General features: G+C 73.3%; 18 protein-coding genes. 6 read left to right on the top strand and 12 right to left on the bottom strand.

Annotated features, from left to right (window positions below):
- From V1260_RS11715 to V1260_RS11740, 6 genes are all read left to right on the top strand, one after another.
- Window positions 1–978, top strand: coding sequence for a hypothetical protein (locus tag V1260_RS11715; RefSeq protein ID WP_329746996.1), 978 nt, complete (start codon window positions 1–3; stop codon window positions 976–978).
- Window positions 975–1,178: a hypothetical protein gene (locus V1260_RS11720; RefSeq protein WP_329746997.1), complete on the top strand. Its 204-nt coding sequence runs from the start codon at window positions 975–977 to the stop codon at window positions 1,176–1,178. Before V1260_RS11715 ends, V1260_RS11720 begins: the two co-directional genes overlap by 4 nt.
- Before the next feature lie 25 nt (window positions 1,179–1,203).
- A complete protein-coding gene (locus V1260_RS11725) occupies window positions 1,204–1,761 on the top strand; it encodes a DUF488 domain-containing protein (RefSeq protein ID WP_329746998.1) in 558 nt (185 codons plus the stop codon).
- Entirely contained in the window at window positions 1,758–1,973 is a 216-nt protein-coding gene (locus tag V1260_RS11730) for a DUF2945 domain-containing protein (RefSeq protein WP_329746999.1), read from the top strand. The genes V1260_RS11725 and V1260_RS11730 overlap by 4 nt, the downstream gene beginning before the upstream one ends.
- Before the next feature lie 637 nt (window positions 1,974–2,610).
- A complete protein-coding gene (locus V1260_RS11735; RefSeq protein WP_329747250.1) occupies window positions 2,611–3,498 on the top strand; it encodes an aldo/keto reductase in 888 nt (295 codons plus the stop codon).
- A 136-nt stretch (window positions 3,499–3,634) separates the two neighbouring features.
- Entirely contained in the window at window positions 3,635–4,132 is a 498-nt protein-coding gene (locus tag V1260_RS11740) for an FBP domain-containing protein (protein WP_329747000.1), read from the top strand.
- Here V1260_RS11740 and V1260_RS11745 read toward each other — a convergent pair.
- The 12 genes from V1260_RS11745 to V1260_RS11800 form a co-directional block, all read right to left on the bottom strand.
- Window positions 4,129–4,755, bottom strand: a complete 627-nt coding sequence (locus V1260_RS11745; protein WP_329747001.1) for a nucleoside/nucleotide kinase family protein — start codon at window positions 4,753–4,755, stop codon at window positions 4,129–4,131. The two genes, V1260_RS11740 and V1260_RS11745, sit on opposite strands and share 4 nt — an antisense overlap.
- Window positions 4,752–7,979 (bottom strand): UvrD-helicase domain-containing protein, encoded by a 3,228-nt coding sequence (locus tag V1260_RS11750; RefSeq protein WP_329747002.1) that lies wholly within the window; start codon window positions 7,977–7,979, stop codon window positions 4,752–4,754. The genes V1260_RS11745 and V1260_RS11750 overlap by 4 nt, the downstream gene beginning before the upstream one ends.
- A complete protein-coding gene (locus V1260_RS11755; protein ID WP_329747003.1) occupies window positions 7,976–10,642 on the bottom strand; it encodes a PD-(D/E)XK nuclease family protein in 2,667 nt (888 codons plus the stop codon). The genes V1260_RS11750 and V1260_RS11755 overlap by 4 nt, the downstream gene beginning before the upstream one ends.
- A 9-nt stretch (window positions 10,643–10,651) precedes the next feature.
- Window positions 10,652–11,131 (bottom strand): hypothetical protein, encoded by a 480-nt coding sequence (locus V1260_RS11760; RefSeq protein WP_329747004.1) that lies wholly within the window; start codon window positions 11,129–11,131, stop codon window positions 10,652–10,654.
- Between the two features lie 11 nt (window positions 11,132–11,142).
- Window positions 11,143–12,171, bottom strand: coding sequence for a DoxX family protein (locus V1260_RS11765; protein WP_329747005.1), 1,029 nt, complete (start codon window positions 12,169–12,171; stop codon window positions 11,143–11,145).
- Window positions 12,172–12,180: 9 nt separating this feature from the next.
- Window positions 12,181–12,408: a hypothetical protein gene (locus V1260_RS11770; RefSeq protein ID WP_329747006.1), complete on the bottom strand. Its 228-nt coding sequence runs from the start codon at window positions 12,406–12,408 to the stop codon at window positions 12,181–12,183.
- Between the two features lie 28 nt (window positions 12,409–12,436).
- Window positions 12,437–13,588 carry an SPFH domain-containing protein gene (locus tag V1260_RS11775; protein WP_329747007.1) on the bottom strand — a complete coding sequence of 384 codons (1,152 nt, stop codon included), beginning with the start codon at window positions 13,586–13,588 and terminating at the stop codon, window positions 12,437–12,439.
- A 38-nt stretch (window positions 13,589–13,626) separates the two neighbouring features.
- Window positions 13,627–14,091 carry a glutathione peroxidase gene (locus tag V1260_RS11780; protein ID WP_329747008.1) on the bottom strand — a complete coding sequence of 155 codons (465 nt, stop codon included), beginning with the start codon at window positions 14,089–14,091 and terminating at the stop codon, window positions 13,627–13,629.
- On the bottom strand, window positions 14,088–14,999 hold the full coding sequence (locus V1260_RS11785; RefSeq protein WP_329747009.1) for a PfkB family carbohydrate kinase: 912 nt from the start codon (window positions 14,997–14,999) through the stop codon (window positions 14,088–14,090). The genes V1260_RS11780 and V1260_RS11785 overlap by 4 nt, the downstream gene beginning before the upstream one ends.
- 22 nt (window positions 15,000–15,021) lie before the next feature.
- Complete coding sequence (locus V1260_RS11790; RefSeq protein WP_329747010.1) at window positions 15,022–17,121, bottom strand: NADPH-dependent 2,4-dienoyl-CoA reductase; 2,100 nt, start codon at window positions 17,119–17,121, stop codon at window positions 15,022–15,024.
- 23 nt (window positions 17,122–17,144) lie between these two features.
- Entirely contained in the window at window positions 17,145–18,731 is a 1,587-nt protein-coding gene (locus tag V1260_RS11795; protein WP_329747011.1) for an HNH endonuclease signature motif containing protein, read from the bottom strand.
- A 294-nt stretch (window positions 18,732–19,025) separates the two neighbouring features.
- Window positions 19,026–20,102, bottom strand: a complete 1,077-nt coding sequence (locus tag V1260_RS11800) for a MerR family transcriptional regulator (RefSeq protein WP_329747012.1) — start codon at window positions 20,100–20,102, stop codon at window positions 19,026–19,028.
- Between the last annotated feature and the right edge of the window lie 112 nt (window positions 20,103–20,214).

The following is a 20,214-nucleotide window of genomic DNA, read 5'->3' on the forward strand; positions in this document are numbered from 1 at the left end:
ATGAGGAGGCTCACACGACGCACGCTGCTCGCCGCGGCGCTGCTCGGCACCTCGGGATGCTCTCTGCTCCCTTCACGGGGCGGGGGCGACGACCTTGCCGGGCTGCTTTCCCGGATCGGCCTGGACGCCCTCGGCGGGGAGGGTGAGCTCGCGAGGATCGGCTGGGGCCGACCCGCCGCCGCCCGGGAGGCGCTCGGCATCGAGCCCGGGGCGACCTGGAACGATCTCGGCGGGGTTCCCTGGACGGACATCTTCTTCCAGATCGACGCGCGCTTGATGGTGAGCGGCGGGTCGGCGCTGCTCCCGACCGTGCCGTCCGAGTGGCTCGGATCCCCAGACCGGCTGTACGCCCCGATAGCGATGGTGACGGTCGACCAGGGCCGAGCCGGGGCGGCGACCCTCTGGACCGGGGTCGCCGATCTGCTCGGGGACTACCAGCGGGCCTTCGGGAGCGCGGCCGCGCGCGAGGGGGACACCCTCGTGCTCGAGGGCGAACGCATCGAGCGGACCGTCGTGGCGGCGATCGGCGAGGACCTCGTGGCCACCACCGCCCCGTCGGCTGACGACCTCGACGGGCGCCCGACGGCGAAGTCGCTCTACGAGGACCTCGACGACCTGCTCGCACTCCTCGATCTCGAGAACGCCCACCTCATGACCTCGGTGATCCGCCCGGCCGACGACGGCGCCGTGGAGGCGTACGCCCGCGAGGCCGTCATCGCGACCCGGTTCGAGAGCTCCGGGGAGCACACCAGCCGCGGAGTGCTCCGCGCCGAGGGCGATGCCGAGGAGCTCGCGCAACGCCTGCTCGACCCGGAGGAACTGCGGGAGGGGCAGCTCGTGGCCGAGACGGCCGAGGTGGACGGGCAGCTGATCTCCGTCGGCGTCTCGTCGTCGGACCTCGACGCCTACCTGGGTACGGAGGCCCTGGAGCTGCTCCACCGCAGTTTCCTGCCCGGCATGACCCCGGAACGCCGGTGACGCGCCCCACCCGCCGCCTCGGCTCCCTGACCGTCTCCGCCCTCGGCTACGGCGCCATGCCTGTCTCCCACGGCCGCGGCCAGGGCGGGGCTGAGCCGTCGTGGAGGTGCGTCGATGGCGAGAGCATCCAGATCACCGGCGGAGGCTGGGGCAGGGGAGGGCTCACGATCCTCCCGCTGGAGATCCGCGCCGAGGCATGATGGAGGGCAGACGAAAGGAGGCGCGATGGCCGGCACGATCTGGACCCTCGGCCACTGGACCAGCCCCGTGGACGCCGTGCTCGCGACCCTCCACAACGTCGAGATCGACGAGCTGGTCGACGTGCGCAAGCTGCCCGGCTCCCGCCGCAGCGCCCAGTTCGATGCCGAGGAGATGACCCGCTGGCTCGGCGGGGCGGGAATCGGCTACCGGCGCTCTGCCGAGCTCACCGGGCGCCGCCCGAAGCAGCGTGATGTTGACCCGCAGCTCAACGCCGGCTGGAAGAACACGAGTTTCCGCAACTACGCCGACCACACCCTGAGTGCCGAGTACGAGCAGGGGATCGAGGAGCTCGAGGCTCTGGCCGAGGAGCACCACGTGGCGGTGATGTGCGGGGAGCCGATGCCCTGGCGCTGCCACCGGCTGCTGATCTCGAACACCCTGGTCGCGCGCGGCTGGGAGGTCGTGCATCTGCGCGTCGGCAATGCCCCCGCCGTGCATGAGCTGGGGGCCTGGGGGGCCCGACCCATCGTCCGCGAGGACGGCACCGTGATCTATCCACCGGAAGCACAGGAGGAATCATGAGCACCGAGTTCGCCGTCGGCGACCACGTCAGCTGGGACTCCGAGGCCGGCCGTGTCACCGGCACGATCACGAAGGTCCACACCGCAGATTTCGACTACAAGGGCCATCGCCGACGCGCGAGCGAGGACGAGCCCCAGTACGAGATCGCGAGCGACAAGACCGACCACATCGCCGCGCACAAGGAGTCGGCCTTGCGCCACCTCGCGGGCTGAGCTCAGCCAGCGAGCCGCCGACCCGGTACTGCCGGGCCAGCACGGCCAGTGCGTGCCGGTGTTCCGCTTCTTGACCAGCACCGGTGAGGTGCTCTCGGCCGCGCAGCTGATCGCCCCCGAACAGGCACCCGACTCCACGGCGACCAACGGTGAAAACGCGCTATGGGTCGGGGAGGACCTGCTGATGACACGTCGCCCCGAGCCGGAGGGGGTGCTCCGCGAGGAGCCGAGCACCGGTGGGGACGGCCTCGATGCGGGCTTCGAGGACCTCGCCTGTCTGCTCGGTGCGATGGACCTCGACGGTTCTCACCTCGGTCGCGGGATCGCGATGGCGGATCCGGGGGCGGGCAGCGGTGTCCTCGAGTACTGGTTCGGGACCCGCTTCGAGAGCGGCGCCGAGCACACCACCCGGGCGGCGGTGCGCGTCCCGGGCGGCGCCGAGCAACATGCGGAAACCGTCCGCGATCACGCCCGGCAGCTCGAGGGCAGCGACCTGGTGATGGTGGCGCTGGAGCTCTCGACCACCGACCCCGACGCGTCCCCAGCCGGCAGACGCTGCCCGTCGTCCACCGCGAGCCGCCCGCGGGAACGGAAAAGCGGTGACGCGCACCACTCGCGCGGCATAGGCTCTCCCCCCATGAGCGCACCCACCCGCCGCCTCGGCTCCCTGACCGTCTCCGCCCTCGGCTACGGCGCCATGCCGGTCTCCCACGGCCGCACCCCCGCCGTCCCCCACGAGCAGGCCATCGCCACCGTCCACGCCGCCCTCGATGCCGGCATCACCTTCCTCGACACCGCGGACATCTATGCGCCCACCTGGGACACCATGGGCCACAACGAGAAGATCGTCGCCGAGGCCCTCGCCTCCTGGGGCGGGGACCGCTCCTCCGTCACCATCGCGACCAAGGGCGGCATCACCCGCTCCGAGGGGGAGGTGTGGGGCCGCGACGGCTCCGCCGCCTATCTCCGCTCCGCGCTCGAGAAGTCCCTCGCGAACCTGCAGGTGGACGCGATCGACCTGTACTACTGGCACCGTCCGGACCGCTCGATCCGCTACGCCGAGGGCGTCGAGGCGCTCGGCGCCCTGCAGCAGGAGGGTCTGATCCGGGAGGTCGGCATCTCCAACGCCAACGTCGAGGAGATCGACGTGGCCCGCGAGGTGCTCGGCGAGGGCGGCCTCGCCGCGGTGCAGAACCAGTTCTCGCCCACCTTCTTCCACACCAGCCTGCGCGAGCTGCAGCACTGCGGCGAGCACGGCATCGCCTTCGTGCCCTGGTCACCGCTGGGCGGCACCGGCGGCGGCGCCCGCGGTCTGCGGGACCGCTTCCCGCAGGTGCGCCAGGTGGCCGACGCCCATGGCGTCAGCGCCCAGCAGGTCGTCCTCGCCTGGGAGCTGTCCCTCGGCGAGCACGTCATCCCGATTCCCGGGGCGGGCCGACCCGAGTCGATCCAGGACTCGGCGAAGGCGATGATGCTGGAGCTCCGCGAGGAGGAGCTCACTCTCCTTGGCGAGATCATCGCCTGAGGCGTAGCGTGGCGGGGTCCACGAGCGGAGAGGAGACGTCATGCGCAGCGCGCTGACAGGAAGCGGGGCGGCCCACGCGGCCTGCTCGGCGTAATCGGCCTGCCCTGACCGATCACCCCCCCCTAAGGACCCCTCCATGCTTCCTCTCACCGAGGACCAGATCCGCAATTCCTTCGTCAACGCCTCCAAAGGCGACGCCAAGCGTGCCCAGCTGCCCGAGCTCGACGCCGTCCCCTGGGACCGGCTCGACTATCTGGGCTGGCAGGACCCGAAGCGGCCCCGCCAGCACTATGTGACGCTCGAGCTCGACGGCGCCCCGGCCACGCTGCTGCTGCGCGGTGCGGAGAACCCGCCCGCGAAGAAGCTGCTGTGCGCCTGGTGCGAGGACATCGTCGACGGCGTCCGCGCCGCGAGCTTCGTCGCCCCGCTCGGCGGGGAGTCGGGCCGCCGCGGCAACACCGTCGGCACTGTCATCTGCGCCGATTTCCGCTGCTCCCGCAACGTGCGCCGCGCCCCGAGCTCCTTCGAGCTGCGCACCGAGGACCCGGCGCTGCTCGCCTATCACCGCGAGCAGAAGATCGCGGGGCTGCGCGAGCGCTCCGCGGCCTTCGTCCGCGCCGTCGCGCAGGGCTAGTCCGGAGCGACCACCGCATCGGCCCGGCACCGGGTGGCGGCGACCCGGCGAGCATTCGCCTCGTCGGGTCCGAGCGCCCAGTCCCGGGCCGCCGCGGGCGGTTTCCCGAACTGCTCGTGGCGGGCGATCAGCCGCTCGTGCCGCAGCTCCTCGTCGACCTCGACGAACCAGCAGGCATCCAGCAGCCCCCTCACCTGCGCGAACGGGCCCTCGTCGAGCAGCAGGTAGTTGCCCTCGGTGATCACCAGCGGCACCGCGGCCGGCACCTCGAGCGCCCCCGCGAGCGGCTGCTCGAGATCCCGTTCGAACATCGGCGCCCAGACCGGCGGATCCTGCGGTCGCGCGCTGCGCAGCCGCTGCAGCAGCGCCACGTAGCCGGCGGCGTCGAAGGTGTCCGGCGCGCCCTTCCGGTCGCGTCGCCCGAGCCGCTCGAGCGCGACGTCCGCGAGGTGGAAGCCGTCCATCGGCACCAGCACCGCCTGCTCGCCGAGCGCCGCGACGAGCCGCGCGGCGAGCGTCGACTTGCCCGCCCCGGGCGCCCCCGCGAGGCCGAGCAGCCGCCGCGATCCGCTGCGCAGCGCCTCGTCGAGCAGTGTTCGCGCCGCCTGCACCGGGTCGATCATGCGAGCTCGACCTCGAGCACCTCGCCGCGCAGCGGCAGGTGGATCAGCACCCGCGAGGCCGGGAGCCCGGCCGCCGCGAGCGCCCGCGCGTAGGTCGCCATCTGCCCCAGATACCGCTCGCGGACGTGCTGTTCCGGATGCTCGCCCGGATACGACTTGTGATCGACGAGCACGATCTGGCCGTCCGGCAGACGCAGCAGGGTGTCGATCCACCCCTCCATGACCTGCGCGTCCTCGTTCCACCAGCTGATCGGCTGCTCGGTGAGCTCCTCGGCGCCGGGGAACTCGGCGGCGAGGAACGCGGCCCACGCCTCCCCGGCCTCGAGCAGCACCGACGGTTCGACGGCGCGGGCGACCGACCAGCGCTCGACGAGCCGCGCCGCGGCTGCCTCCCGCTGCGCCGCGGCCATCTCCGCGAGCGGCAGCGCGAGATAGGCGTGCACCGCCTCGCCGACCCGTTCCCACTGCGGGCCGCCGCTCGTCACCAGCCGACGGCCGATGCTCCGCGGCGCGCCGACGCGGCCGAGTGCGTCGTCGGAGGCGACGGCGGAGGCCTGGAAGCGGGCGGCGCGCTGCGCCGCGCTCTCCTGCTCCGGCCGCAGCGGGATGTCGGTCACCGCGAGCGGATCCGCGACGACGGGCAGGGCGGTGATCTCCTGCCCCATCAGCTCGTCGACGTTCACCCGGGTGACCCGGGCCGGCACGGGATCCGGTGCCCCGTCGACCAGGATCGCGTCGTCGGTCCAGCGGAGCAGCGGCGCCTCGCCGTCGATCAGGGCGTCCAGCGCACTGCGCGGGCCGCCGATCGCGAGCACCGAGGTGCTCGCCGCCCGGGTCAGGGCGACGTACTGGAGCCGCCCGGCCTCATCGGCCTCCGAGGAGGCCCTCCGGCGCGCGAAGTCGGAGTCGGCCAGGCGCTCGGCCGCCTCCTCGGGGACCGCCAGCTTCGGCCAGAACAGCAGCTCGCGACCGGCGAGGGGCGCGGTCACGTCGACCTCGTCGGGGGAGCGCACGAGCACGCCCCAGGTCTGGTCCCACTCTTTTGCGTCCCGGGTCAGGTGGGTGACCACGTGCTCCCATTCGAGACCCTTGGCGGAGTGGATGGTGCCCACCCACACCGCGTCCGGCAGGCCCGACAGGTCCGGCCCCTCCTCCCAGGCGTCGAGCTCCGCGCGCAGCCCGGTGAGGGTGATGGGGGAGCCCTCGGCGCGACGGCGCGTGGTCGTCTCCCGCGCGAGTGCCCTCAGCGCGTCGAGGGAACGGCGACGGGAGCCCTGCCCGCTCCAGCGCTTGATCCGCTGCGCCAGGTCGAGCGCGTCGACGAGCGCGCTGATCATCTCCTCGGGCGTGTAGGCGACGCAGGCCCGGCGCACCGCGTGCAGACCGGCGAGGGTCGGGTCCTCCCACCAGCGCGCGTACACCCCCCGACGAGCCTCCCGGTCCGGGGCGGCCGTGAGCTCCTCGAACCAGGTGCGGTGCGCCGCGTGGTCCTCCAGCAGCGTCACCAGCTCGGTGAGCGCGAGGGTGTCGGAGGCGTCGAGGGTCACCGCGAGCGCGGCGCGGACCAGCTGCGCCTCCCGGGTGGCGAGCAGGGAGTGGGCCGCGCCGGCGGTCGGCACGCCGCGGGCCTGCAGCGCCGCGACCACGGCCTGCTTCTGCGTATTGGTCCGCACCAGCACCGCCGTGGTGCCGGGGGTGAAGACGCCCTCGTCGATGCGCTCCCGGATCTGCTCGCCGATCATCGCGGCATGCTTCTCGGCGGAGACCACGCGGTTGTCGTTCTTCGTCGCCTCCCACACCTCGAGCACGCCGCCGACGGCCTTCTCCCGGCGCTGCTCGGGGATCTCGAGGGTGATCTGCTCCGCGCCGGTCCCCTCCGGATCGAAGACCCGCGTGAACACCGCATTGGTGAGCTCCACGAGGCGCTCCGACGAGCGCCAGGAGTGGGAGAGGTTCCGGATCTCTCCCGTGCCGAACCCGGTGTCCCCGCGGCCGAGGGCCGCGATGATCTTCTGCATCAGCCGCGGATCGGCGTCGCGGAAGCCGTAGATCGCCTGCTTCGGGTCGCCCACCCAGATCTTGTCCTCGATCAGCTGGGACAGCTCGAGGAACAGGGCGAGCTGCACGGGGGAGGTGTCCTGGAACTCGTCGACCGCGAGCAGGCGGAAGCGGGAGGCGACGGACTCGCGGACCCGCGGCGACTCCTGCAGCAGGCGGAGCGCCCGCACCTCCTGGTCGATGAAGTCGATCAGGCCCAGGTCCCGCTTGTGCTGCTCGTACGCGTCCAGGGACTCCGCCGCGGTGTCGAGGACCAGGGTGATGAGGTCTCGCACGTCCTGCTGCCAGGCGCCGCAGGCGGTGAAGGACTCGGAGATCTCCTCGCTGAGCGGGGCGAGCGTGCGCTTGGCGACGGCGCCGAACGAGCCGGCGGCGATCTTCATCCACTCCGACCACGGTGCCCGGTCATGATCGGCGAGGAGGCGGCGCGAGCGGCGCAGGGACTCGAGGTCGTTGCCCGTCTTGTTCAGGCTCCCCTTCGCGATCGGCCCGCCGGCGATCGGCTCCCCGTCGGGGGTGCGGGAGGCGTCGAGGTCGGCGGCGAGCTCCTGGATCCGGGCGTCCAGCAGGTGCAGCCAGCGGGGTCGCTCGTCGGGGCCCGGCGCGGGCAGTCCGGCGCTGTCGCGGAACTCCTGCCAGGACGTCCCGATCGCCCCGCGCAGCGCCTCGGCGCCGAGGAGGTTGGTGCGGGCGGCGTTCGCGAGGATCCGCACCTGCCCGCGCCAGGACGGTCGGGGTCGATGGCTCGTGTCGTTTTCGTCGCCGTCGTGCTGGGTCCGGGCCAGCAGGTCGCTGTGCTCCTCGCCGCGCGCGGCGGCGGTCCGGGCGATCGCGGCGGAGAAGGCTGCCTTCTGCGTGGTGTCGTCGAGAACGTCGACCGCGGGGGAGATGCCGGCGTCCATCGCGTAGTCCGTCACGAGCCGGCCGGCCACGGAGTTCACGGTGCCGATCACGGCCGAGTCGATCCCGCGCGCCTCCTCCACCAGCGCCCGATCCAGCAGGGTGGAGCGGACCCGGGAGGTGAGCTCCTCGGCGGCCTTCACGGTGAAGGTGGTCGCGATGACCTCCGACGGGTCGAGCCCGTCGGCGATCAGATCGGCCAGTCGCTGGGTGAGCGCATAGGTCTTGCCCGACCCGGCCGAGGCGTTGAGCAGGGTGAAGGTCATGAGACGTCGCCTCTCATCCCGCACAGCAGCGAGAACTCGCAGTAGTCGCATCGGGCGTCGACGACCAGGGAGCCCTGGGCCCGGGCCGCCTCGCGCGCGCTCGCGTAGGTCTTCGCCGCGTCCGACCTCGGGGTGGCCAGGTCCTGGCCCGCGTCGAGCAGGATCTGCCCGCTGCGCGCGTCGACGCGTCCGGCGCCGATCTCGTCCAGCGCCTCGGTCATCCCGGCGGTGCCGCGGGACCAGAGGTCCTCGATGTCCAGGGTGGGGCGGCCGTGGGGGTCGAGCGCGGGGTTCGCGGAGACGAACTCGCCCTGCGAGAGCAGGAAGTAGCCCACGTCCGTCCCCTCCTCGTGCAGCGAGTGCGCGTAGGCGGCGAGCTGGAGGGCCTCGCCGGTCTCGAAGAGCTCGGGGTACTTGCGGGCGGCGTAGGTCCACTTCAGGTCGATCACGGTGGGACGGCCCTCCCCGTCCTCGGCGTCCACGTCCCGGTAGCCGATGAAGGGCACCGTCACGTCCCCGCGCTGCAGGTGCAGCACCAGCGGCTCCTCGAAGCGGGACTCCACCGAGGTGATCACCAGACCCGCCGCACCGAGCCGGTCGAAGAACTCCAAGAGCGAGCGGACGGCCCGCTCCCGCAGCCCGGCGAGCTCGACCTCGCGGCCGGGCAGCAGCAGCTCCGAGGCCAGACGCGGCACCTGGGTCTCGATCTCCTCACGGATCCGCGCGGCCGACGGGGTCCTCTCGCCGCTGCCGACCAGCTGCTCGACCACGGCGTGGACGAGCGTGCCGATCATCCGGTTCCCGGTGGGGACGGAGGCGACCGAGGCCGCGCGGATCTGCAGACCGTTCTTGTACGTCCACTTCTGCCGGCACCCCAGCAGATCCTCGGCCTGGGAGTACGAGAGTCGCGCGGGCAGCAGATGCGGTGCGGGCGCCACGACCCGGGTGAGGTCCGACGGGAGCGGAGCGATCCGCGAAGGTGCCGGGACCGTGACCTCGCGCCGGGCCCCGGCCAGGGCGAATCCTTCCGCCCCGAGCGTCTCTGCGGGGGAGAACGTCAGGTCCTCGAGCACGTCCGCGACACCCTGCCCGGGGGCGGCGCGTCCTGCGGCGAGGTGCGCGAGCAGGGCGTGCGGTGCCGTCGGCTCCTCGGCGCGGCGCCGGGTGCGCACGACGACGATCCGCTCGGCGCCGTGCAGTCCGCGCAGCCCGGCGTCGGTGTCGAGGGCCGCGAGGCGCGCGGGCGGCAGGATCCGGGCCCCGAGACGCGTCAGCGCCTCGGCCTCCGCCGTGTCCCAGGCGATCCCCGTGGCGGCATCGTCCCGATCCGCTCCCCACCACAGCACGTCGCCGCCGACGGGCAGCAGCTGCGCCGGCCGCGAGCAGGTGCGCCACCGCGAGGTCGCCTCGGGGCGGGCGAAGGGGGACCCGGCGCGCCCTCCGGCGGACGCGACGATCTGGGCCAGCTCCCGCTCGCGGAGCACGCGGGTCGGCTCGAATTCCTCGAGCACCTCGAGGAGCACCTGCAGGTGCGTCGAGGCCCTGGTCAGCGAGGGATCCCCCTGACCCAGCGCCCGCAGCCGCGTCCCGAGCGGAGCGGTCACCTCGCGCACGCGCGCCGGGGTGAGATCCTCCGGCGCGAGCGGAGAGATGACGAGCGCGGAGAGGGCGCGGACCATCTCGAGCCCGCTCGCGGAGAGCTCGTCGTCGGCCTCGAGCGCCGCCATCGCCTGCTGCCAGGCGGTCCCGCCGGTGCCGGGCTCCTGCGCGAGCGCGTCGAGCAGCACGTGGCGTGCGCGCGAGGGGACGAGACCCACCTGATCCCGGCCGTCCTCGGGCACGTCCAGCACCCGCAGGTCGAGGAAGGCGGCGAGCTGCTGCACGTCGACGGGGGCGACGGCGAGGGACAGGTAGAGCGGCAGGATCTGCAGCGCAGTGCGATGCGCGGCGGAGTCCGCCACGCCGACGGCGGGCAGTCCGCGGCGGTGCAGCTCCTGGTCGAGGATCACGGTGTCCGCCCCAGCGAGCAGCTGCAGCGGGGCGCCATCGCGTCCGGCGAGCAGTCGGGCGGCCGTCTCCGCGGCGGTCCACTCGTCCTCCGCTTCGACGAGGACCAGTTCGGGGCGGACCGCCTGCTCCGCGGCCCCGGGTCTCTCGAGCGTCACGCCGGACGCCTCGAGCAGCTGGAGCAGCCGGGGCCACAGGCCGGGCAGGGACGACGGGTCCTCGTGGCAGAGCAGGGAGTCGATGCCCAGCGGCCACGTGACCTCGTCGGCGAGGGCGTCGACGAGCTCGCGCAGGTCGTCTGCCGCCCCCGGCGCGAGGTCGGGCCCTGCGTTCTCGACCGCGCACAGCGCCGCGATCCGATCCGGGGCGCCCTCTGTCGGCTCGAGCCGTGCGCCGGCGGTGACGGCGGCGTCCCGCCACGACAGCACCGTCGAGGCCGTCGCCCACGGGTCCGCGGCGAAGGACGCGCGGAGCCAGGGATGGTCCGCCGCGGCGATCCGACGCTGGTACTGCGCCACCCGCACCGCCGGTTCGACCTCGGGTCTGGTCAGCCCGAGCCGTGCCTGCAGCAGCCGCACCAGCCCGCGCGGGCCGAGCCGCGGGCCGCCGTCGGCCCAGCTCGCGCCGTCCAGGGACCACCCGAACTCGATCTTCATGCGCTCACCCTAGGGGAGGGGGCGGACAGCCATGGCCCCGACCACCAGCTCGACGATGCGGAGCGCCGGCCCGAGGAGGAACAGGATCGTCCCCGCGAGCACTCCCAGGAAGGAGGAGGCCTCGCCCCATCCGGCATATTGCGCGCCGATGGCGGCTGCCGTCGGCAGCACCACACCCAGTCCGCCGATGCCCACCGACACGAGCGCGATCACCCCCGCCAGCTCCCGCGCCCGGGGGACGGCGAGCACGGTCGTGACCACGTCGAGCAGCAGGCCGGCTACCGCCGCGATCCCCGTGAGCACGAGCCCGAGCAGCGTGACGTTCGTGAGCCGCCGGTTGTCCTCCACCCCGGTGGGGGTGGGCGTCAGCACCTCACCGATTCCGTGCAGGACGGTGATGCCGGCGATCACCGCGGTGATCACGGCGAGGATGGGCACCACGAGCCACACCAGGGACCCGCAGATCATCGTCACGCCCAGTGGCCTCATGGCCTCCCCCCTCATCGGTTGAAGGGATCATCCCCCCGGATCCCCCAGCTGAAACCGCGATCGTAGAGCATCCTGCCGGACTCGTCCGGGGCGAGCACCAGGTCCTGACCCTCGCCGGTGACGTGCAGCGTGCCGTCTCCCTGCTCCTCGACCGTGAGCACGAGCGACTCACCTTCCGCCGCGAGGTACTCCTGGATCGGCTGCCCTTCCTCCCGCAGGTCCAGCAGGGTCAGTTCGATCTGCGAGCCGTCCAGCCGCCGCCAGGTGCCGGTGTGCAGGGTGCCGTCGGCCTGGCGCAGCTGGGCCCGCGCCTCGCCGCCACTGGAGATCGACCCCAGCGCGAGGGCGCTCCACCGGGTGTCCTCGGAGAGCTGGGCGGCGGGCTCGGCGGTGTCCGACGCGACGCTCCACACGCCCGCGGGCACCGATTCGTCCACCGAGCGCGGGGCGTAGAGCCCCGAGATGCCCCACAGGCACAGCCCCGCGAGAGCCAGGGCCGCGATCGGGCCGGCGATCGCCCCGACCCGTTCGGCGGGCCGCCAGGGGATCAGCCGCGGGGACGGGCCCTGGGGGATCTCGCCGCTGGTCAGGAAGGCCCGCGTGAGCCGCGGCAGCCACGGGATCAGCACGATCAGCGAGAGCACCAGGTAGATTAGCGTCGGCGTCTTCACCATCACGTCGTAGCCGAGGTTGAGCACCAGCACGAGCGACATGGAGGCCGCGCCGAGCAGCGCCCCGAGCGGGACCGAGCGCCGCCACAGCAGGGCGAGCCCGGCGCCGAACTCTGCGAGCCCGGCGAGGAACTGGAACAGCGGCGAGAAGGCGACCATCCGCCACAGCAGCCCCATGGGGCTCATCTCGCCGTGGGCGATGAGGGCGTCGCCGGTGTCGGAGAACCCGAACTGGCCGAACACCAGCTTCGCCCCGCCGTAATAGAAGAACACCACGGCGAGCAGCAGGCGGAACGCCGCATGGGCCCACCAGGCGATGGTGATCCCGACGTTCCGGGCCAGCTTCTTCTCCGCGGTGTAGTCGCTCATGCCCTTACCTCAGCGCAGGAGCGACCCCGCGCGACTCACCCGCTGGTCGCGACCTGCTCCGACGAGAGTCGGATCTCCCGCACCCAGCTCGCCGTGGAGATGCTCGCGCACGGGCCGGTCGTGGCTGGTCGGGCGCAGGTCCCTCCCGCCGACCTCCTCGGGCACCGGCACGCCGGCCAGCCTCGGCAGGGTCGGCATCAGGTCCTCGCGGTACCTCGCGGGCACGGTGAAGGGCACGCCCTGAGGTGGGGGCGGGGCACCCGCCTCAGCCCTGTCCGGCGCCGCCCGGACGCGCCCACGGGGGCACGGACCCGCCCGGGTAGCCGGGAACCTGCTGCTGCGCCTCGCCCTGGGCGCGCTGCGCCTCCCGCTGGGCCTGCTCGGCGCGGGAGCGGGCCTGCTCGCGGCGCTGCTCCTCCTGGGCGCGCAGCTGCTCGGCGGAGATCCGCTGGCGCTGGTGGTGCTCGTCGACGTCGGCGTCCTGGTCGGCCTGGTGCGCGGCCTGGGCCTGCAGCATGGCGGAGCGGATCTCGTCGCCCATCGAGCCGACAGCCCCGGGGTTGCTGGGCAGGTACAGCACGTTGGAGCGGCCGTTGCGGGCCACGTCCTGCATGGTGTCGAAGTACTGGGTCATCAGCAGCAGCTGCTCGGCCGAGTTCTCGATGCCGACCTTGCGCAGCATCTCGTACTGCTCGGCGATGCCCAGGGCGATCGCCTTCCGCTGGGCGGCGACGCCCTCACCCTGCAGACGCTTGGACTCGGCCTCGGCCTCGGCCTGGGTGACGCGCTTGATCTTGTCCGCCTCAGCGAGCGACTGCGCGGCGACGCGGTCGCGCTGGGCGGCGTTGATGGAGTTCATCGAGTCGCGCACCCGCTGGTCCGGGGAGATGTCCTGCACCAGGGTGTTGATGATCCGGAAGCCGTACTCGAGCATCCGCTCGGAGAGGGTGTGCTCGACGCTGCGGGCGATGTCGTCCTTGGACTCGAAGGCCGCGTCCAGCTCGAGGCCGGAGAGGGCGGAGCGCACCGTGTCGAAGACGTACGAGCGGATCTGCGCCTCGGGGTTCGACAGCTTGTAGTACGCGTCGACGACCTGGTTCTCCTGGATCTGGTACTGCACCGCGACCGGGACGGTCACGAACACGTTGTCCTTGGTCTTGGACTCGATGTTCACCTCGAGCTGCTGGACGCGCAGCGAGATGGGGCGGGTGATCGAGTCGACGAACGGGGTCTTGAAGTTCAGACCGGCCGAGGCGACCCGCTTGAACTTGCCGAAGCTCTCCACGATCACCGCCTCGGAGGAGTGGACGGTGAACATGATCGACGTGCGCAGGCCGCCGAACAGCAGCGCGAGGATGACGATCAGGACCACCACCACGACGGCGATGACGATCAGAGTGACGACGATGCCTTCCACGAAGGCCCCCTTCTCTTCGGTGTGGACTGTGACCCACGCTACCGGAGGTCGTCTGAGAGGCGGCGGGCGATGCGCGCCGGCGGCACCGGCGGGGCGTACCGCCGCACCACCTGGCCGTCAGGGCCGATGAGGAACTTGGTGAAGTTCCAGGAGATCCGGCCGCCCAGCACCCCGGCCCGCTGCGCGACGAGCCACTGCCACAGCGGCTCGGCCGACGGCCCGTTGACCTGCACCGCGGAGAACAGCGGGAAGGTCACGCCGTAGCCCGTGGAGCAGCGCTCGGCGGTCTCCGCGTCGCTGCCGGGATTCTGGCGGAACTGGTCCGAGGGGAAGCCGAGCACCGTCAGCCCCTGCTCGTGCAGCTCCTGCAGCCCCGCCAGCTGCGGGGTGAACGCGCATTCGGTCGCGATGTTGACGACCAGGACGTGCTCGCCGCGGTGGCGGCTCATCGCGTACGGCTCGCCGTCCGCGGTGAGCGCGGTGAAGTCGTGGAAGGAGCTCACGCCAGGAACTCGTCGACCTCGGCGCGGGTGGGCGCCGACTCGGTGCCGCGGCGGGTGACGGCGATCGCGGCCGCCGCATTGGCGCGCGTCGCGGCCGACTCCCAGTCCGCCCCGAGCGCCCGCTCCGCGAGCAGCACTCCGGTGTGGGTGTCGCCGGCCCCGTTGGTGTCCACCGCCGTCTGCGGGAAGGCCGGGATCTCGGTGCCGCGGCCGTGGTGGAAGACGAGGCAGCCGCGGTCGCCGTCGCGCACGATCACCACCGCATGGGATCCGATCCGTCGACGCAGCGCCTGTGGGGTGTCCTCGAGGGCGTCCAGCCCGGTCAGCGCCCGCGCCTCGTCCGCGTTCGAGGTCCACACCGTGGTCCGGGCCAGCACCCGGTCCTGCAGGTCACGGGGGAACTCGGCGAAGGGCGCACCCGGGTCGAGCACCACCTCGACCCCGTCCGGCAGCGACTCGAGGAACTCCAGCAGAGGCTCCCGCGTCGGCTCGAACAGCGTGTAGCCCGAGACGCAGACGAGATCGCCCGGGACGGGCGCGAGTCGGGCCAGCGACTCGGCGCTGACCTGCCGCTCCGCCCCGTAGACGGTGAGGAAGGTGCGCTCGGCGGAGGGCTCGAGCATGACGATGCAGTAGCCCGTGTCGGCGTCCTCGCGAGGCACGTCGCTGAGGGCGACCCCGTCGGCCGCGAGCCGCTCCCGCACCAGGTCGCCGTGGCGGCCGACGCCGTGCGCGCCGCCGTGCACCGCCTCCGCACCGGTCCGCGCCGCGGCCAGCAGGGTGGTCACCGCCCCGCCCGCGTACCACTGCTCGCGGCGGACGTTCGCGTTCCCGCCGCGCGGCGGCAGGGCGTCCACCTCGACGACGACGTCGACCAGGGCCTGGGCGGTGTGGAGCACGCGGGGCATGCTCCCGAGTGTAGGGGCCCGGTCACAGCGCGGAGGCGACCTCGACGGCCTGCCGAATGGCGCGCTCCGCATCGAGCTCGGCGGCGAGGTCCGCCCCGCCGACGACGTGCACCCGGGGCGAGGTGCGCGAGGCCCCGGCGCCCAGCTCGGCGGCGAGGTCGGCGACGCTCACCTGACCGGCGCAGAGCACCACGGTGTCCACCTCGAGCACGCGCGCCTCGCCGTCCTCCACCAGGTGCAGGCCCTGCTCGTCGATGCGCTCGTAGGTGACGCCGCGATGCTGGATCACGCCGGCGCGGCGCAGCTCCGCCCGGTGCACCCAGCCGGTCGTGCGCCCGAGGCCCGCGCCGATTTTCGTCTCCTTGCGCTGCAGCAGGTGCACCTCGCGGGCGCGTCGGCCGTCGTTCGCCTCGGTGCGCTGCGGCGCGGCCGTGACGCCGCCGCGCACGGCCGAGGGGTCCGTGACGCCCCAGTGCTCGCGCCAGGCACGCGCGTCGAGGGTGGGGGAGGGGATCGGGGAGGTGAGGTACTCGGCGACGTCGACGCCGATCCCGCCCGCGCCGATGATCGCGACGCGCTCGCCGGCGACCGCCCGCTCCTCGAGCAGGTCCTGGTAGGTGACGACCTGCGGCCCCGCGGCGGGCGGCTCGGCCGACGGGGCGAAGCCCGGCAGGTCCACGGGGCGGGGGGCGACGCCGGTCGCGACGATCACGTCGTGGAAGCCCGCGAGGTCCGCGGGGGTGGGGCGCATCCCCAGCCGGATGCCGACGCCGGCCGCGGCGAGCCGCATCCTCCAGGAGCGCAGCGCGAGCGCGTAGTCCTCCTTGCCGGGGATGCGGGCGGCGAGGCGCAGCTGCCCGCCGAGCTCCTCGGTCGCCTCGAAGAGGGTCACCACGTGCCCGCGCTCGGCGGCAGCGAGGGCCGCCTCGAGACCCGCGGGACCGCCGCCGACGACCGCCACCTTCCGCACCCGTCGCGGGGCGACGGGGGTGAGCACCAACTCCGTCTCGTGGGCCGCGCGGGGGTTCACCAGGCAGCTCGCCCGCTTCCCGACGAAGACCTTGTCGAGGCACGCCTGGTTGCAGGAGATGCACGCGACGACCTGCCCGGAGCGGCCCTCGGCAAGCTTGCGCGGCAGATGCGGGTCGGCGAGCAACTGGCGGGCCATCGAGACCAGGTCGGCCTCGCCGCGGGCGAGGACCTGCTCGGCGAGGTCGGGATCGTGCAGTCGGTTCGAGGCGATGACGGGCACGTCCACCTCGCTCCGCAGCTGCGCGGTGAGCGGCACGAAGGCCCCGCGCGGCACCGAGGTGACGATGGTGGGGACGCGTGCCTCGTGCCAGCCGATGCCGGTCGAGAGGACGTCCACGCCGCGCTCGGCGAGGCCCTTCGCGAGCACCACGGTCTCGTCCCAGGTCTGCCCGCCCGGGACCAGGTCGAGGAGGGAGATGCGATAGCTGAGCAGGGCGTCCTCGCCGATCGCGTCGCGGACCGCGGCCGCGATGGCGAGCGGGAGAGCGCGCCGGCCCTCCGCGCCCCGGCCGAAGCGGTCCCGTCTGCGGTTCGTGGTGGGGGCGAGGAACTGGTTCAGCAGATAACCCTCGGAGCCCATCAGCTCGACCCCGTCGTAGCCGGCGTCGACCGCGCGCCGGGCCGCGAGGGCGAACTGCTCGACGGTGCGTCGGGTGCCGCGCCGGGTGAGGCGCCGGCTGCGGAAGGGGGAGAGCGGGGAGCGGCCGCCGCTGGGGGAGGCGGCGAGGGGCTGCGCGGCGTAGCGGCCGGCGTGCAGCAGCTGCAGGATGATCCGCCCGTCGGCGTCGTGCACCTCGCGGGTGATCACCTGGTGGCGGGTCATGGTGCGCTCGTCGGCCTGCGCGCCGCCGGCGGTGAGGCGGCCGGAGCGGTTGGGGGAGTGGCCGCCGGTGACGATGAGGCCGACCCCTCCTCGGGCGCGCTCGCCGAGGAAGGCGGAGAGGCGGGCGAGATCCCCCGGATGGTCCTCGAGGCCCACGTGCATGGACCCCATGACGAGACGGTTCTTCAGGGTGAGGCGACCGAGGTCCAGCGGGGAGAGCAGGGCCCGGTACCGCGACGCTGCGGACGACGGGTGCGGGGAAGTCATGCCCGCGATTGTGCCAGGCCGCATCAGTACGGCGGTTCACCGGGCGGGGGCGTCGACCGCGGGATCACCTGGCGGCCCCGGTGGCGGTCCAGCAGAGCACGTCGCTGCTGCGCGATCCCTTCGCCGGGGGGCCTGCTGCTCTCTGCCGCGTGGAGGGCGCGAGCCTCGGCGGCGCGGCGCTCGTGCTCCTGCCGGGCGTGCTCGAGCAGCCGCACGGTGTGCGGGGTGAGCAGGTCGACGGCCTCCTCGCTGCGGGTGCGGAGCTGGTCATCGAGGGTCCAGGTGGTGCGCAGGGGCATGCCGGTCTCTCCCGGGTCCCGGGTGGGATCGATCCCGCCGGCGGTCTTCAGCCGGTGGTGCGTGCGGCACAGGCGGTGCAGGTTCTCCAGGGCGGTCGGCCCGCCGCGGGCGGGATCGGCATGGTCGAACTCGAGGACGTGGTCGTCCTCCGCGGCGAGGGCGGTGGAACGGGAGCAGCCGGGCACCGCGCAGACGGGGTGGCGCAGCCGCAGCTGGAGCCGCATCTGGGCGGAGGGCCGATAGGTCGTCGCGCTCGCGGGGAGATAGGCGCCGGTCACGGGGTCGGTGAGGATCCGGGTCCAGGTGGCCTCCCCGGCGGCGAGGTCGCGGGCCAGCTCCGCGGGGAGAGGTGTGGTGCCCTCGACCAGGGCGGGGGCGTCGTCCCGGCCGAGCAGCGTCATGACGGGGACGGTCACGAGGAGCCGGTACGGCGAGGCGGTCTCCTGCACCGGATCCGTGTCCAGCACGGTATGGGTGAGGATCGCGTAGCGGAGCGTGTTCAAGGAGTGGGGGCGACCGCGCGCGGCGAGGTCCTGGTCGAGGTCGAAGGGGAGCGGCCCCTCGGCCCCCTCCTCGAGGGCGTGGCGCTGGGCTTCCTGGACGGCGCGCGCGGCGACGTCGAGCCGGTGCGCGAGCCCCTGGATCTCGAGGATCGGCCCGGTGACCAGCAGGGAGGCCGTGCCGGAGGCGGTGTCGACGTCGACGATCTCCACGCCCCGGCTCTCGGAGGGCGGGGCGGGGAGGGCGCCGGCGGTCGCGAGGTCCACGGCGAGCCGGAGGTGCCGGGTGAAGGTGTCCACCGAGACCGAGGGCAGCTCGAGGGTGGCCAGGTGCGCGTCGACCTCGGCGGCCTGCTCGTCGGTGAGGCGGCGCACCGCGCGCAGGAGGCGGTGGTGCATCGACTCCGGGAGCTCCCCGCGGCGCACGTACTCGAAGGTCAGCGGCATGACCTCGACCGCGGTGCGGGCATCGCGCACCTGGCCCCAGGCCTGGTCCAGGGTGAGCCGCAGCCCGACCGCGACCTTGAGCGCGCTGAGATCCGCGTCCTCGGGGCGGCCCTGCACCTCCGGATCCTCCCGGAAGAAGGTGGCGAGCAGGCGCAGATGGTGGGCGTACATCCGGGTGCGGGCGAGCGACGCGCGGTGCAGCGCGAGCACCCGGCTGGCCTCGACGCTGCCCGACGCGACCTCCTCGAGCATCCGCTCCGCGGTCAGCGGCCGACGCGCCCGCACCGTCCACTCGGGCAGCGCCGGGCGGGCGACGGGAGGCAGGAGCGAGCTCGCGTCGTGGTCGTCCACGAAGTCGCCCATCCGCCCCACCTCCCCTCACCCCTGCGGGCCGCTGGTGCTGGCCCGATCGATGCTCCCAGGATATTCGCCGAGAAAGCCCGACGGAAGGCCGATCGCCGAATGGGGATGAGTATGTGGATAACCCTGTTGTGGGGAGGAACGGTTGCCCTGAAGATCGCATTCTGTGGACGGGCGAACTCGTCTGTCGGATCCCTGTGCGAGGATGTCGCCGCAGGTGTTGGGGCTGTATCGGGGGTGCGAGCGAAGGAATTCCCCAAAGTCCGAGAACTCCGGAGAATTCCTCCGACCCTAAAGTCACACCCGCGCCAGGGCCACCCCCACATTGTCCGGGCCGCCGGCGTCCAGTGCGAGATCGACTAATCGCGCCGCGACGGATTCCAGATCCTCTCCTTCCGCGGCCAGCGCCTCCGCGAGGTCCGCCGGATCCACCACGGCGTGCAGGCCGTCGGAGGAGAGCAGGACCAGGTCGCCCGGTTCGAGCCGGCGCACCAGCAGGTCCGGAGCCGTCGGGGCGCCCGCGGCGAGCGCCCGGTTCAGCAGGCGTCGGTCCGGATGCGCCGCCGCCTCCTCGGGAGAGAGCCGGCCCGCCTCGAGGAGCGAGCGCACCTGGGTGTGGTCCTGGGTGATGTGCTCGAGGCGTCCGGCGCGCACGAGCGAGATCCGGGTGTCGCCCAGGTGGGCCACGTGCAGGCGGTCGCCCTCCAGCAGCGCGGCGGAGAGGGTCGAGCCCGCGGCGTCGGAGGTCGGGACCAGCGTTTCCACCGCCATCCAGGCCGTCTCGAGGGCGGCCAGGGGCGGGGCCGAGGCGGCCGCCTCGACCGCGTCGGCCAGGGTCCGCAGCAGTCGTGCGGACAGATCGTCGGCCCCGCCGAAGCCGTCGGCCACGGCGAGCAGCACCCGGCCGCCCGGCAGCTCGCGGATCAGCACGGAGTCCTCCTGGGTGGGCCGCTCGAGGCCCTGGTGCAGGGCGAGGGCGGTGCGCGGGGTGGTCGTGGACGTGGTGGTGGAAGTGGTCATGATGTCCTCCGAGTGATGCTGCCCGAGCTCGCGGACCAGGTCGGCGACGGCGGCGGCGCGGGAGAGGGCATCGGCCTCCTCCTGTCGCCACCAGGAGCGCAGCTCTGCGGCAGCGGCTGCGTCGTCGTCGAGATCGCACACCACGCGGATGCGGGCCAGGCCTATGCCCAGCCCCCGGAGCGCGGCGATGCGCCGCGCCCGGTCGATCTGATCCGGTCCGTAGGAGCGGTAGCCGGTGAACGGGTCCACGAGGCGCGGGGGCAGCAGCCCCGACTCGTCGTACAGGCGCAGCGCCTTGGGGCTGAGACCGCTCGCGGCGGCCAGCTCCCCGATGCTCAGCAGTGTCCCGTCCATCGGTTCTCCTTCCGGGCGCCGGGTCCGTCCCGGCAGTGACCACCCTCCGGATTGTCCCCGGGGGAGGGTCAAGGGTGCCGGGAAAAACGCTCGCGCCGTCCCTCGTCGGCGT

The organism is Brachybacterium sp. J144 (genome assembly GCF_036321705.1).
Classification (GTDB): Bacteria; Actinomycetota; Actinomycetes; order Actinomycetales; family Dermabacteraceae; genus Brachybacterium.